This is a genomic window from Sporosarcina sp. A2 (assembly GCF_050858885.1).
In the GTDB taxonomy this organism is placed as follows: domain Bacteria; phylum Bacillota; class Bacilli; order Bacillales_A; family Planococcaceae; genus Sporosarcina.
Window position 1 is genome coordinate 429,255 of sequence record NZ_CP193898.1, and the last position, 14,038, is coordinate 443,292.

At 38.2% G+C, this 14,038-nt stretch carries 12 protein-coding genes; 11 read left to right on the forward strand and 1 reads right to left on the reverse strand.

The window, feature by feature from the left end; translation table 11 throughout:
* Window positions 1–475: 475 nt before the first annotated feature.
* The 8 genes from ACRPI0_RS01870 (at window position 476) to ACRPI0_RS01905 (ending at window position 9,043) form a co-directional block, all read left to right on the forward strand.
* A complete protein-coding gene (locus ACRPI0_RS01870) occupies window positions 476–2,140 on the forward strand; it encodes a peptide ABC transporter substrate-binding protein (RefSeq protein WP_432354428.1) in 1,665 nt (554 codons plus the stop codon).
* 93 nt (window positions 2,141–2,233) lie between these two features.
* Window positions 2,234–3,172: an oligopeptide ABC transporter permease gene (gene opp3b / locus ACRPI0_RS01875; protein WP_432354429.1), complete on the forward strand. Its 939-nt coding sequence runs from the start codon at window positions 2,234–2,236 to the stop codon at window positions 3,170–3,172.
* Window positions 3,159–4,175, forward strand: coding sequence for an oligopeptide ABC transporter permease (gene opp3C / locus ACRPI0_RS01880; RefSeq protein ID WP_432354430.1), 1,017 nt, complete (start codon window positions 3,159–3,161; stop codon window positions 4,173–4,175). Before opp3b ends, opp3C begins: the two co-directional genes overlap by 14 nt.
* A 12-nt stretch (window positions 4,176–4,187) precedes the next feature.
* Window positions 4,188–6,167 carry an ABC transporter ATP-binding protein gene (locus ACRPI0_RS01885; protein WP_432354432.1) on the forward strand — a complete coding sequence of 660 codons (1,980 nt, stop codon included), beginning with the start codon at window positions 4,188–4,190 and terminating at the stop codon, window positions 6,165–6,167.
* 27 nt (window positions 6,168–6,194) lie between these two features.
* Window positions 6,195–6,548, forward strand: coding sequence for a DUF3899 domain-containing protein (locus ACRPI0_RS01890; protein WP_432354433.1), 354 nt, complete (start codon window positions 6,195–6,197; stop codon window positions 6,546–6,548).
* Between the two features lie 51 nt (window positions 6,549–6,599).
* A complete protein-coding gene (locus tag ACRPI0_RS01895) occupies window positions 6,600–7,676 on the forward strand; it encodes a M24 family metallopeptidase (RefSeq protein ID WP_432354434.1) in 1,077 nt (358 codons plus the stop codon).
* Between the two features lie 402 nt (window positions 7,677–8,078).
* Entirely contained in the window at window positions 8,079–8,720 is a 642-nt protein-coding gene (locus ACRPI0_RS01900) for an ATP-binding cassette domain-containing protein (RefSeq protein WP_432354435.1), read from the forward strand.
* Between the two features lie 71 nt (window positions 8,721–8,791).
* Window positions 8,792–9,043 (forward strand): hypothetical protein, encoded by a 252-nt coding sequence (locus tag ACRPI0_RS01905; protein WP_432354437.1) that lies wholly within the window; start codon window positions 8,792–8,794, stop codon window positions 9,041–9,043.
* Between the two features lie 623 nt (window positions 9,044–9,666).
* Here the strand turns inward: ACRPI0_RS01905 and ACRPI0_RS01910 are convergent.
* On the reverse strand, window positions 9,667–10,554 hold the full coding sequence (locus ACRPI0_RS01910) for a LysR family transcriptional regulator (protein ID WP_432354439.1): 888 nt from the start codon (window positions 10,552–10,554) through the stop codon (window positions 9,667–9,669).
* A 185-nt stretch (window positions 10,555–10,739) separates the two neighbouring features.
* On the opposite strand from ACRPI0_RS01910, the gene ACRPI0_RS01915 reads away from it, so the two are divergent.
* From ACRPI0_RS01915 to ACRPI0_RS01925, 3 genes are all read left to right on the forward strand, one after another.
* The gene (locus tag ACRPI0_RS01915; RefSeq protein WP_432354441.1) at window positions 10,740–11,951 is read left to right on the forward strand and encodes a MalY/PatB family protein; all 1,212 of its coding nucleotides are present in this window, start codon (window positions 10,740–10,742) and stop codon (window positions 11,949–11,951) included.
* Window positions 11,952–11,997: 46 nt separating this feature from the next.
* A complete protein-coding gene (locus ACRPI0_RS01920) occupies window positions 11,998–13,377 on the forward strand; it encodes an APC family permease (RefSeq protein WP_432354443.1) in 1,380 nt (459 codons plus the stop codon).
* A gap of 76 nt (window positions 13,378–13,453) precedes the next feature.
* Window positions 13,454–14,014 carry a redoxin domain-containing protein gene (locus ACRPI0_RS01925; RefSeq protein ID WP_432354445.1) on the forward strand — a complete coding sequence of 187 codons (561 nt, stop codon included), beginning with the start codon at window positions 13,454–13,456 and terminating at the stop codon, window positions 14,012–14,014.
* Window positions 14,015–14,038: the final 24 nt, after the last annotated feature.

Here is a 14,038-nt window from a genome sequence, read left to right on the forward strand (position 1 = left end):
GTTCAAATATCGACTAGTTGGCATGGAAATTGCAAGATATCTATTGTACTCAGAGATGTAAACAATAATTAATTAAGAGAGGGGACGTGAACGATTAACTATTAGAAACCATTAAATGGTGACTATGTGGATTGATAATGGCTGGGGCGAGTACCTACTAAACGAGTCTCTTAATTTATGAATTATGAGCATCCTTAGTAAATCTACTTGCAAAAATGAGATTATTGTACTTCGTTTTTAATCACGAATATAGTGTTCAAACTTTCTTTGCAGATTTCCGGGAACAAAAGACGGAATGTTCAAAAAGAGTCGTCTGTTAACTAAAGAGAGAGTATGTGTAAAAACTAATGACGTTATAATTTCTCTTTCTAAAGTATTCAAAGTAATTGGACAGTATAGTATCGAATTTCAGTTGCCTGTAAATTAATTTGAACACGAATGAAATAATCAACAACATTATTAGGAGGCGAAAAAGTTGAGAAAGAAATCCCTATGGTTCTTGATGATGATAGTTGGAAGTTTAATGTTATTGGCTGGTTGTTATGGAGGAGAGAGTGTTCAAGAAACCAAGAAAGATGGCGATACACCTGCTGATGAGAAAGCAGAGAAGAGTGTCCTACATTTGGCAGTAGCTGGAGAGATCCCGACGCTAAAAACAAATGGGGCTATGGATGGATTATCTCAAACAATGATACAGAACATTTTCGAAGGTCTATTTAGAATAGATGCAGATGACAAAGTCAGTGAGGCGCTCGTAGAAACTTATGATGTGAGTGAAGACGGATTAAAATATACGTTTCACTTAAGAGAAGACGGAGTTTGGAGTAATGGTGAGCCTACTAAAGCAACAGACTTCATCTATGCTTGGAAGAAAGCATTACACCCAGATTCAATCTCACCTCACGCTTACTTGATGGACGCAGTGAAGGGTGCTGCAAATATTCAAGATCCGGATAATGAAATGTATGGAAATGTTGATGAACTTGGAGTGACGGCTCCAGACGATTTTACATTGGAAGTGCAACTGGAAAATGACGTACCTTACTTTACTGAACTTTTAACAAATCCAGTATTCTATCCACAAAACGAAAAGTTTTCTGAAGAGCAACAAGACAAATATGCACTTGAACCTGAAAATCTCGTATTTAATGGACCGTTTACACTTGATTCATGGGAACATGACCAGAAATGGACATTGAAAAAGAACTCAGACTACTGGAACGCTGAAAATGTGAAAGTAGATGAGGTCAACTTCAAAGTGGCAAAAGATACTTCAACTGAAGTGAATTTATATGAAACAGATACAATCGATGTTGCAAATCTTTCATCGGAGTTTGTAGATGTATACAAAGATCACGAAGAGTATAATACTTCGTTAAAATCAGAAGTTTACTTTTTACGTATGAATCAGAAAAACGAATACTTAAGTAATACGAATATCCGTAAAGCTATTGATATGGGATGGAATAAGGAACAAGCTGCAGACGCGATTTTAAAGAATGGTTCAAAAGCAGCTTACTGGTTAGTATTCCCAGGATTTGTACAATCACCAGATGGTGAGGAATTTAGAGACCGCTTTGGCGATTTGAACAAGGGAACTCTTGAAGAAGCGAAGGAGATTTGGAATAAAGGTCTGGAAGAACTTGGTGTTAAAGAAATAAACTTAGAACTACTTAGCTATGATGACGGTCAGAGAAAGTCAGTAGCTGAGTATATGAAGAATCAATTAGAGAAAAATCTACCGGGCTTAAGCATTACAATCAATCAGCAACCGAACAAGCAGAAGTTAGCACTGGAAGATGACTTGAATTATGACTTGTCTTATTCAGGCTGGAGAAATGATATTGCAGATCCAGTAGAGTTCCTTTCTGTGTTCCTATCAGACGGTGCGTACAATTGGCAGGACTTTAAAAATGAACAATTTGATAAGAATGTGAAAAAAGCGATGGTTGACTTCACAGATATTGACAAGCGATTTGCTGAACTACAAGAAGCGGAAGAAATTTTAATTGGAGAAGAAGCTGCAATTTCTCCAATGTATCAAGCGGGCTCAGCACGACTCATTAAGCCTAATGTAAAAGGCTTCACGGCTCATGCGAACTCAACATATTCTTACCAATGGGTAACAATAGAAAACTAACTTTTCACAAATAATTTGTCGTATCTCTTCAAATAGTAAAAGAATTAGAGAGGTACGACAGATTAATTCTTAAAGATATAGGTGGTGACTTGCATGAAAAAATATATTGCTAGCAGAATTGGATATATGTTGTTCACCTTTTTAATAATTGTTACATTTACATTTTTCTTAATGCAAACGCTTCCAGGATCACCATTTAATGATGAGCGTTTATCAGACACTCAAAAAGAGGTGTTGAATGAACGGTACGGTTTAAATGAACCCCTATCCGTACAATATTTTAAATACCTTGGAAACATTACGAAAGGTGATTTTGGAGTATCTTTTCAATTTGATGGAAGGTCCGTTAGCAGTATTATTGGTGAGCGAATCGGTGTTTCAGCAATATTAGGGGCGCAATCTCTAATAGCAGGGATGATTATTGGACTCTTTTTAGGTATTATTGCCGCACTGAGACACAATACATTCGTTGATTATGGAGCCATGGTTGTAGCTGTTCTCGGGTTATCAATTCCTAACTTTGTACTAGCTGGACTTCTACAATACTGGGTCGGTGTACGACTCGGATGGTTACCAGTTGCGTTCTGGGAAGGCTTCGAATATTCCATCCTTCCAACGATTGCACTTGCTGCATTTGTCGTTGCTACTATGGCTCGATTCATGAGAACAGAAATGCTTGATGTACTAGGAAATGAATATATTACTACAGCTAGAGCGAAAGGCATTAAGGAATATACGGTAATTATGAAGCATGGTTTACGGAATGCTATGATCCCAATTATTACAATTTTAGGTCCGCTGACCGTATCTTTAATGACTGGAACTTTAGTTGTTGAAAAAATCTTTAGTGTGCCTGGTTTAGGCGAACAATTCGTCAAGTCAATTCTAACAAATGACTATCCAGTAATTATGGGCGTGACGTTATTTTATAGTTTGTTGTTCATCGTTGTCATACTAATTGTTGATCTTTTATATGGTGTGATTGATCCGAGAATTCGTCTTTCAGGAGGTGGGCGCCGTGAAGTTAAATGAATTTGAATTAACAGATGACCTATTTGAGGAATCAGGAAAAGGGTTCGAAGAGAAGACAACAATCAACCGTCCATCATCTACGTTTCTTAAAGATTCATGGATTCGCTTAAGAAAGAATAAAGGTGCATTCACAGGATTACTACTCATTATTTTAATAATTTTTTTAGCTGCATTTGGTCCGTATATGAATTCACATGGCTTTGATGAGCAAGATCTAACGAGAACGAATTTACCACCCAAAGTACCCGTATTAGAGAATCTATCTTTCTTAGGTGTCAGTGGTGTTGATATACGAGGAACCGATCAATATGTTGCAAAAGAGGTAGCTGATTACTATTGGTTTGGTACGGATGATTTAGGAAGAGATTTATGGACTCGGATATGGCAAGGTACCCGAATCTCTCTATATATCGCATTCTTAGCAGCTACACTAGACTTGGTTATCGGAGTAGCTTACGGCAGTATCTCTGCTTACTATGGAGGTCGGATTGATAATGTAATGCAACGGATTATCGAAGTATTAATGGGAATTCCCAATCTAATTGTCGTCATCCTTTTAATTTTGATATTGAAACCGGGAATCCTTTCTATCACATTAGCAATGGTCATCACGGGATGGGTAAGTATGGCTAGAATTGTACGAGGTCAAGTATTGAAATTGAAAGGGCAAGAATTCGTTCTAGCTTCACGAACATTAGGTGCTAAAGATAAAAACCTCATTTGGGGTCATCTAATCCCCAACTCTTTGGGACCCATTATTATTACTACAATGTTTACGATTCCAACAGCAATTTTTACGGAAGCTTTTCTTAGTTTTATAGGGCTGGGACTCCAACCACCAATTGCATCGCTTGGAATGATTGTCAATGATGGTTTTAAAATGTTGAAAATATATCCTCATATGCTCATGTTCTCTTCTGTCATTATCAGTTTAATAATGATTAGTTTTAACTTGCTAGGTGATGGGCTTCGGGATTCGTTTGATCCGAAAATGAAGAAATAGAGGTGATTAAGGATGGAAAGAATCTTATCTGTTGATGATTTACATATCTCTTTTGACACATACGATGGGGAAGTGCGTGCTGTCCGGGGAGTTACATTCGACTTATACAAAGGTGAAACGTTAGCCATTGTTGGTGAATCTGGATCGGGCAAATCAGTAATGTCGAAAAGTATTATGGGATTGATACCGAAACCTTCAGGAAGAGTCGTTAAAGGGAAAATAGAGTATCAAGATCGAGATATTACTAAAATTTCGAACAAAGAATTAAGAGGACTTAGAGGATCTGAAATAGCTATAATATTTCAAGATCCGATGACTTCATTAAACCCCACAATGACAATAAACAATCAAATTATGGAAGGAATTCTAGTACATCAAAAAATCACGAAAAAGGAAGCGGAGAAAAAGGTCATTTCATTACTGGAGTTAGTAGGCATTACAAATGCTGCTGAGCGAGTAAAGCAATATCCGCACCAATTTTCTGGTGGAATGCAGCAGCGTGTAGTTATTGCTATGGCATTAGCATGCAACCCTGCAATATTAATTGCGGACGAACCGACAACAGCTCTCGATGTTACGGTTCAGGCCCAAGTTCTTGAGTTATTAAAAGATATTCAAAAGAAAATGGATACATCTATTATTTTTATTACTCATGACTTAGGCGTTGTTGCCAATATTGCTGATCGAGTGGCTGTTATGTACGCTGGAAAAGTGGTGGAAATCGGAAAGACGGACGAAGTCTTCTATAATCCGCAACACCCTTATACAAAAGGATTATTAGCTGCGATGCCTGACTTAACGATTGACCAAGAAGAGTTGCAAACTATCCCAGGATCACCGCCCAATTTGCTCTATCCTCCACCAGGTGATGCTTTTGCATTAAGGAACGAACATGCTCTTAAGATAGATTTTTTACATGATCCACCTATGTTTAAAGTATCTGAAACACACTCTGCCGCAACTTGGTTATTACATGAAAAAGCATCAGGAATTATAAAGACAATAGAAGAGAAGCAACAAGTGGAAAAAATAATTAGCGATAAAGTTACAAAAAAAGAAATTGGAAAAGAAAAGTTACTCGAAGTCAAAGATTTAAAGCAACACTTTAAGGGTGGAAAAAACTCAGTCATAAAAGCAGTTGACGGGATTTCTTTTGATATATATGAAGGAGAGACGTTTGGTCTAGTTGGTGAATCAGGATGTGGGAAGTCAACAACGGGAAGAACTTTAGTTCGTTTATATGACGCAACCTCAGGTGAGGTCTATTTTAAAGGTACCGATATTCACAAAAAAAGTGACTTAAACTTGAATAAAGATATTCAAATGATTTTTCAAGATCCCTATTCTTCGTTGAATCCTAGGTGGACCGTTGCAGACATCATCGCTGAAGGAATGGATATCCATGGACTGTATACATCAAAAGCTGAACGAATGGAAAAAGTTTATGAATTACTGAAGACGGTCGGCCTAGCTGAAGAACATGCAAATCGTTATCCACATGAGTTTAGTGGTGGCCAGAGGCAGCGTATAGGTATCGCACGGGCCCTTGCTGTAGATCCGAAATTTATCATAGCAGATGAGCCAATCTCGGCACTAGACGTATCTATTCAAGCTCAAATTACAAACTTACTAAAGAAACTTCAAAAAGAGAAGAACCTAACCTATTTATTTATCGCACACGATTTATCAATGGTGAAGTACATTAGTGATCGGGTTGGTGTTATGTATCAAGGGAAACTTGTTGAAGTGGCTGATAGTGATGAACTTTATGAGAATCCGCTACACCCCTACACTAAATCTTTGTTAGCGGCAATACCTGTTCCGGATCCCGAAGTTGAGAAAAAAAGAATTAGAATACCTAAAGGTAGTTGGGCTATTGAGTCAGAAGATTGTAAGCTAAGGGAAATTAGTGTTGGACACTGGGTTGCATGCACAGAAGGCGAAGTAGATAGGTACAGGGAGAAATCAGAAGTTACAGCCATTCTGGTATAATTTATTTTACGAAAAGGACTGGTTATAATGATGAAAAAATCGGTCATTACAATAAGCATCGTTTGTTTTGTTGCACTGGCATTTCTATTTCTAAATGTAAGTACGCTATTTTGGGATGGATTTTTTCTTCTTGGATTAGTAGTGTTCATGATAGGGGGAGTACTTTTATTGCTGGAAAAAGGAGTATTTGACTTCTTCTTTTATAGCTTTAAGAAGTTCTTGAAAACTTCTTCAAAAGTGGAGAGTTACGTATCAGAAGTGAATGATCAAAATGAGTTTACAACATCTCCTACTGCAAATGCTACAATATCACGTGCAATCCTGTTCGCGGGAATATCAATTATTGTCGTCACAACTATCTTCCCGGTATATCTTTTATAATGAGTGAGAATGAAATTCTGTGATTGTTACTATGACAATGGAGGCGTAAGAATGAGTAGAATTAGTAAGCTTCAAAACCAATTAGATGAATTAAAAGTAGATGGTTTAATGATTAACGGTGACTGGAATCGGAGATATGTCACTGACTTTACAGGAAGCAATGGCGTGGTATTAATAACGAAAAGTGATGTTATTCTTATAACTGATTATCGCTATTTCGAACAAGCTAAAAATCAAACGGGTTTGCACGTGGTTTTACATGCAGAACATACAGGACATAAGCATAAGATTTACGATGAAGTTGCCAAGCAAGTTAATAAGATGGGAATTAAACGTCTTGGGTTTGAACAACAGCATCTAAACTTCGGTAACTATTCCAAATTGGGTGTATTAACTAATTGTGAAATGATTCCTACCTATGATGTCGTTGAAAACTTGCGTATGGTTAAGTCTCAAGAAGAAATCGAAAACATTCGATCATCTACTAAAATTACTGATGACGCATTTGTGCATGTACTGGACTACATCCGTCCAGGGTTGACGGAGTTGGAAGTCGCTGGTGAATTAGAAAGTTTTATCAAAAAGAACGGTGGAATTACTTCAACTTTCAGTCCAATTGTTGCATCCGGAAAACGTGCATCACTGCCACACGGGCGTGCGAGTGATAAGGTCATTGAAAAAGGTGACATGATTACGATAGATTTCGGGACGAACTATAATGGCTACTGGTCCGATATTTCACGTGTTGTTGCGTTGGGGCAGCCGAGTGAGAAAATGCTGGAAGTACAGCAAGCAGTTCTGCGATCATTCACTAACTGTGCAACTCATATAAAGCCAGGATTGACCGATCAAGAAGTCGATAAATATATGAGGGATATCTTAATTGAAACAGGCTATAATCATTATTCTGGAACAGGTACAGGTCATGGTATTGGTCTGGAAGTACACGAAAAACCGCTATTCTCTGTGGACTCTGAAAAAATACTTCTACCAGGGATGGTTATTACGATTGAACCAGGAATCTACTTACCTGAAATAGGTGGAGCACGAATTGAAGATATGTTGCTGATTACAGAAGCAGGTTGCGAAGTGTTGTCACCGTCAACGAAGGAACTGGTTATCTTGTAGATAGTTCTTATAAGAAGGCTGCTAATGCATATGATTCATCTAGCATTAGCAGTTTTTTTGTCGTGGTAATAATTACCGAATTTCAGAAGGCAGTAAGATTAATAAGTAACGGAGCCTAACTGAAAAAAGGTTGATTTGTGATTACACATCTAGTGTATAAGGAAGTAGACATGCACGATTTAGTATTCTAAATATTTCGTCATCTGGTAACCATGTACATCATTGAATTGTAATTGAAAGGTGTATGACTTCGCCTACTATTATTTCATTTAGAGAAGAAATCGAATAGTCAGGTGGAAATTTAGTCTACCGGAACATTCTAAATAAGACTTGGCATGATACTTGCAAAATAGTTAACTATGTTCAGAACACCATAATGCTAAAACAACGGGGTGAATAGTATTGTCGAAGTTATTAGAAGTTAAGAATCTTAAGACACATTTTAAAAAAGGGAAGCTCACGGTTCGGGCTGTAGACGGAATAGACTTCGATATCAACAAAGGTGAGACGGTTGCGCTTGTCGGGGAATCGGGATGTGGGAAAAGCATGACATCCCTTTTAATCATGGGTCTCGTTCCTTCACCTGGTGGAAAAATAAAGAATGGTCAAATACTGTTAAACGGTGTTGACCTAGCGCAATCATCCGAGAAGAAAATGTATAAGGTGCGTGGAAAAGATATCGCTATGATATTTCAGGAACCCATGACTTCGTTAAATCCTGTTCTAACAATTGGCGATCAATTAATGAGCGTAATCATTTATCATCTCAAACTCACAAAGAAACAAGCTGAAAAAAAAGCTATAGAAATGCTAGATTTAGTCGGTACGCATATTGGCGAAACGGAAAAGCGCACAGCTGATCAGATTGAGCGGGCCATGGGCAGTGTGCTGTTCATCGACGAAGCGTACACACTCGCAGGTAGTGGTGAGAATGACTACGGAAAGAGCGGTCGAAGTGCTGCTGAAGCAAATATCGGTCGGCAAGGAGAGTTCTTGCTGATAGCAGCAGGATACCAAAAAGAAATGAATCGATTCGATTCCTAGATAGCAACGCAGGACTGCGCCGCCGCTTCGGATTAACGTTACATTTTGAAGACTATACGCCAGAAGAACTGATGGAGATTACGGAGCTCTACATTCAAGGATATGGCATAACGGCTGAAGCAAAGGATACGCTGTACCCACACTACCAACACATTTTTGAAAGTAGGAACGACTCTTTTGGAAATGCGGGTCTGGCTAAAAAGATGGCTAAAGAAATGACGAGAAAAGTCGATTATCGCCTTGCGAAGGCAAGCAGAGGACAGTTGAGCGAAGTAATGAAAAAGGAAATTTTAGTAGATGATTTGGTGTTGTTGGAGAGCTGATTTACTTACTTAACAGAAATTCGTCTCACTTGTAATAATCAGGATTTACTAAATCGCCATTAATTAAGTAACTCCCTATCCAGCTGATTCAACTCAGCTGGATAGGGGGTTTTGTTTTGCTGATAACTTACATGTTGTCAAGAGCAATCTAGCGGAAATCTAGGTCAATTAACATAGTAAAAGTGAATGCACTAATCAAATCCAAGACGGAGGATTTGAAATGAAGTAAATGTAAATGAAATACTAATTTCTAGGAATTGGGAATTTAAATAAAACCCGAAAATCCGACTATCAATAAATTTGACTAGGTATTCTAATAGAACTGATTATAATGCTACATTTCATATACTTAGGAGTTAATCCATCCACAAAAATCACGGATGTAGAATTAGAGATATGGTGAAGTTTAAGTTCGTGACTATGTCGGTATTTTGAGATTTAAATACTTGGCCTCTATAAAATAAATATACTTAGCTATAGCCGTGTTATTGATTACTAATTCATTAGTGGGATTTTGCTAGTGTAAATATTTACATTTGTATTGAACGTACCTTTAAGAATCTAGATAGAACTCAACATTTAAGCAATCATGAGGAGAATATACTAATCCTATGTTAATCACTTCAAACCAGTAACACTTCTTTTTGCAGTTCTTTGCAAAATTCACTGCTAGCGTTGGAACGAAGTGATTTTAGTTTGATGAAATGGTACCAAATTTCACCAAGGACATCATCCGAGATTTCCAATGGAATAATTTTTCCTGTATGAATATAAGGGTCCATCTTTAAATTTATTTGTGTGAAAAAGCCGATAGCAATTCCTTCAGCAATAATATTTTTTACAGCTTCCATATGACCAGTTTTCACAAGGAACTTTGGCCTTCCCAGTTGATGAAGGAGACCCCGCAAACTTGGGGATGAACAAATCAATGGATAATCCATAGCTTCGCTAAGTGAGATTTTAGTCTTATGGGCAAGTGGAGAATGGTGACCGACACAAATCATCATCTTAGACTGAACAATTGGTTTGTATATTAGGGAGGGATGTATTTCAATTTCTTTCCTGGCGTCTGCAATAATTCCTACGTCAATTTCACCGTTCAGTATTTGCTCTTTAATTTCCTGGGAATCACCTTCTGCTAATTCAAGTTGGATTCCAGGATACTTTTTGGTGAAAGAGGAAAGTACACGTGGTAACACGCTTTGACAGATGGCTGGTGTAGAACTGATTGACAACCTTCCTTTAAGAAGAGAATGCTGTACACTCCCAAACAATTTTATCTCTTCAATTGCGTTTAGGATTTCTTGAGACTTTATTATGATTGCTTGACCTCGTTCAGTAGGGAATGTGCCTGCTTTTGAGCGGTTAAAAACCTTCAATCCAATCTCGTCTTCAAAAGTGGCAAGTGCCTGACTCATGCTAGGTTGGGAAATATTTAGTCTTTCAGAAGCTAAAGAAATAGACTTTGTTTTTGAGATTTCAACAATATATTCAAAATGCTCTATACGCATTTTTATCACCATCCATAGGAATTATTAATACTAACATTCATTAACGCTATTTTACATCATAGCACTGAATATGATGTAATGAAATTAATAATTCACCCTAATCGGAAAACTAGTGACTCTGGGTGACCAAGGAAAGGGGACGATGAAGTCATTCTTGTGTAGTTAAACTAAAGGAGGCGTATAAAGTGATCTATAATTTCGACAAAGTCATTGATAGAAGGAACTCGGGATCTGTGAAGTGGGACAAAAAAGATGAAGTGTTCCAAGAAGTGGATGTATTACCCATGTGGGTAGCGGACATGGACTTTCCATCCCCGATGCCAATTATAGAAGCCATAAAGCAACGAGCAGATCATGGGATTTTTGGTTATTCAACAATGCATGATGGGTATTATGATGCGATTATTCAGTGGAACCAAAGAAGGCATCAATGGTCACTTGAAAAAGATTGGATTACCATCAGCTCTGGTGTAGTACCAGCGTTGAATACAATAGTCAAAACGTTCACGGAACCTGGAGATAAAATTATTATACAATCTCCCGTTTACTATCCTTTCACAAATGCCATTGTAGAAAATGGACGTGAAGTATTGTTAAATAGACTCCAATTGAAAAATGGACGTTATTATATGGACTTTGAAGATTTACGTGAACAATTGGACTCAAGTGTTAAGATGATTATTTTGTGCAATCCACATAATCCAGGAGGAAGTGTGTGGACGAAAGAAGAACTACAAGAATTAGGGGAAATCTGCTTAGCCAATCATATTTTAGTCGTATCGGATGAAATCCATTGTGATTTGGTTTATACAGACTATAAATATACTCCTTTCGCAAGTATTAGTAAGGCATTTGAACAGAACTCCATCTGTTGCACAGCGCCCAGCAAAACGTTCAATCTGGCGGGATTACAACTTTCAAATATTATCATTCCAAATGCAGATTTGAGGAAAAAGTTCTTAGGGGCAGTTTCGAGAACGCCGTTGCAGCTAACAAATCCATTCGCTATAGCCGCGACTGAAAGCGGTTACAAGGAGGGAGATGAGTGGCTGGATCAACTGGTAACGTATTTACAGAAAAATGTTGACTATCTGACAGATTATATTGATACACATATGAAATCGATAACTGTGATCCAACCGGAGTCAACGTATCTAGTTTGGCTGGATTGCAGGGGGCTCGGATTAGAACCTGAAAAACTTGAACAACTGTTGGTAAAAAGAGCTAGGGTCGGATTTAACCAAGGATATACATTTGGTCCAGGAGGAGAAGGGTTTGTTCGTGTGAATATTGCATGCCCACAATCTGTTCTTAGAGAAGGGTTGCACCGAATGAACAAAGTCATTCAAGAATTGAACAACACATCTCAGAGTCTATCAGGAACACAAAATAACTAACGTTACATTTTTTGTGAACGGTATTCATTCTAAGGAGATGATAGAGATGGGTAGCCAAGAAGCGAAATTAAAAAAAGTATTAGGATTAGGCGATTTGATGGGCATTGCAATGGGGCAGGTAATCGGAGTAGGAATTATGGCGCTGATGGGTGTCGCGATAGGGATGACAGGTAAAGCGGTTGTGTTGGCCTTCGTTGTATCATCTGTATTCACGTGTATTACAATAATTCCGTTAACCATAATGTCTACAACAATGCCGACGACAGGTGCCCAGTATCGCTATTCAAGTCTTTTGCTTTCTCCGAAGATTGGTTTCTTCTGGATGCTATTATTCATCTTTTCAAAAGTTACAATTGCCGTTTATGCAATTTCTTTTGCTCAATATCTACAAGGTTTAGTTCCAGACATTCCGATTATGCCAGCTGCATTTGTTATCCTGACCGTCCTTTATATTACAAATATGATTGGCGTGAAAACTGCAGCTGTAGTAGAAAAAATAATGGTTCTTGTTCTTTTACTAGCATTAGGAATTTTTCTTGCTTATGGACTACCCGCAACCAACTTTGCGGAAGTATTTAATCCAAAAGAAATGTTCCCAAGTGGTTTTATCGGGTTCTTCACAGCAGTTGGTCTGCTCGCCTTCGCGACGGGCGGTGCTACAAGTATCGCAGAACTTGGCGGTGAAATGAAAAATCCTGGTAGGGATATTCCATTAACCATATTTGGAACGACACTTGGTGTAGGGGTTCTTTACGCTTTAATGGCCATTGTCGGAGTAGGTGTATTACCAATTGCCGAAGTTGCTAACAAACCTCTAACGGATGTAGCGAGAACCATCTTGCCAGGACCATTATTCCTGTTTTTCATGATTGGTGGAGCGCTATTTGCACTCGCAACTACATTGAATGCGCTATTAACATGGGTAACTAAAGGAATGATCATTGCGTGTGAAGATGGATGGTTACCAAAATCACTCGGTGTGGTGAACAAGAAGCATGGAACCCCCCATCGTCTGCTAACTCTTTTCTATATTATCGGTGTGATTCCGATCATTGGTGGCGTATCGCTAGATACCATCTCCAAACTAGGTCTTGGTGTATTACTATTTGCAGGAATAATCCCGGTGATTGCGGTCACTCAATTGCCGAAAAAGTATCCGGAGCTCTATGCTAAATCTAAATTCAAACTGCCACCCAAAATGCTTACGGCTGTTGTTCTCGTTTCCATTCTGTTACTTGCTTTCCAATCCACGTTAATGATTATGACATTACCGGTCAAAATCATGATAGGTGCCATTCTTTATATGATTGCTGCGGGGATCTATGTCAATATCGTCAAAAGGAAAGTACCTGTAGTAGAAATGGAAGAGCATTTTGAAGTTATCCCTCTAGCAGCGGAGGTAGAAGAATCGACCACATTTAATTGATGCGTAGATAATAATTGGAGATTTATACTCCTGGACTGAGAATTATTTTAAATAGAATTAGGAGGAAGATGACCTTATGAGTAAATTTCAAATTGGATCAAAAGCTGTTGATTTCACCTTCGAAACCCCTTGGTCAGAATCGAATGAACTGTATAAGGTATTAGGTGACAAGAAAACAATCCTGCTCTTTTTGAGATACTACGGTTGCAGTCTCTGCCAGCTGGATATTGCAGCGTTAGTATCCGAAATAAAAAGTTTTGAAGCGAATGCTACACAAGTCTTGGTTGTTCTTCAAACTGAAGCGTCCTTCATTCGCGAACAGCTAACACATGAACAAATGCCTTTAACACTGGTCTGCGATCCTGAACATAAGATATTTGACTTATACGGTGTCGAAGCAGGTAAAACACAAGAGGATCTCATCTCTAGCGAAGCCATGCAAAAAATGGCCATCGCCAAAGAAAAAGGAATTACGAATTTAGGGAATAAAGGGCAACAACTTGAACTCCAATTACCTGCAACCTTCATTATTAACCAAGAGGGGACTATTCAGTATAGCCGATACGGAACGCATGCCGCAGATATCCCTTCTCCTTCTGAACTAATTGGATTGACTTCAGATGTGAACGTAAACTAACAATCTAGATAGGTATCAAGTCGG

Bases quoted from the DNA above. Each gene is read 5' to 3' on its own strand.
- opp3b (WP_432354429.1), top strand. From the start codon at position 2,234: ATGAAAAAATATATTGCTAGCAGAATTGGATATATGTTGTTCACCTTT.
- ACRPI0_RS01885 (WP_432354432.1), top strand. From the start codon at position 4,188: ATGGAAAGAATCTTATCTGTTGATGATTTACATATCTCTTTTGACACA.
- ACRPI0_RS01890 (WP_432354433.1), top strand. From the start codon at position 6,195: ATGATGAAAAAATCGGTCATTACAATAAGCATCGTTTGTTTTGTTGCA.
- ACRPI0_RS01895 (WP_432354434.1), top strand. From the start codon at position 6,600: ATGAGTAGAATTAGTAAGCTTCAAAACCAATTAGATGAATTAAAAGTA.
- ACRPI0_RS01905 (WP_432354437.1), top strand. From the start codon at position 8,792: ATGGAGATTACGGAGCTCTACATTCAAGGATATGGCATAACGGCTGAA.
- ACRPI0_RS01910 (WP_432354439.1), bottom strand. From the start codon at position 10,554: ATGCGTATAGAGCATTTTGAATATATTGTTGAAATCTCAAAAACAAAG.
- ACRPI0_RS01920 (WP_432354443.1), top strand. From the start codon at position 11,998: ATGGGTAGCCAAGAAGCGAAATTAAAAAAAGTATTAGGATTAGGCGAT.
- ACRPI0_RS01925 (WP_432354445.1), top strand. From the start codon at position 13,454: ATGAGTAAATTTCAAATTGGATCAAAAGCTGTTGATTTCACCTTCGAA.